This window comes from Alcanivorax profundi (assembly GCF_003597125.1).
Taxonomy (GTDB): domain Bacteria; phylum Pseudomonadota; class Gammaproteobacteria; order Pseudomonadales; family Alcanivoracaceae; genus Alcanivorax; species Alcanivorax profundi.
The window spans coordinates 1-637 of record NZ_QYYA01000055.1 but is presented as its reverse complement, the minus strand read 5'-3'; the positions used below and the strand labels follow the sequence as shown (position 1 = coordinate 637).

1 protein-coding gene is annotated in these 637 nt (G+C 53.1%); it reads right to left on the bottom strand.

Annotated elements, in window-relative coordinates:
- A partial coding sequence (locus D4A39_RS19035; RefSeq protein ID WP_199699483.1) for a transposase occupies nucleotides 1-637 on the bottom strand: 637 nt, incomplete at both ends.

Sequence of the window (637 nt, the reverse complement as noted above, 5' to 3'; positions counted from 1 at the left end):
AACGGTGTGTATTTTACAGATCATGTTCCATTGGCCTATCTGTTTGGAGAGCAACCCCAGCAATCTCCGACGAAGTTTGTCTGTAGCCGACTTGGTGTGTTTGCGCTGCTTGGCATAGGCAAGTCTGGCGCGGTCAATGTCGCGGTACTTGTTGCGTGGCTGCCGCTCCTTAAGTGCCTTGCAGGTCTTTGCCACAAGAGATTGAAGCCACTGGCAGCACTCCCACAGCAGTTTTACGTCAGTCGGAAACCGCAGATGGCTCTCGTAGCAGGTGGCGTCGGTCAGGCACATGTCCTTGTCACGCAATGAACCGCCCCATCTGTCATATAGAATCTTTTGTAACTCCTTGATATCCAGTACTGAGGCTATGCGGTTGCGGATGGAGCTGACAATCCTGCCATTCTTTATGGGCCTGCCTGGATTTATGAGCACCCCGCAGAACATCTGCATGTGGATGCTGCCGTTGAGCATCTCGATCAGGCCGTCATCCGACAGTCCGGTATATGGCTTGAGGAACATCAGCGCCACCTCACCCTCCGGCGGGAACAACGGCGTGTTACCTTGAGGATGCTTCTTGGGAAAATGCGAACGTATTTTCTCTGCCAATTCCTTCAATGGCAGCTGCGCGTAGATGCGT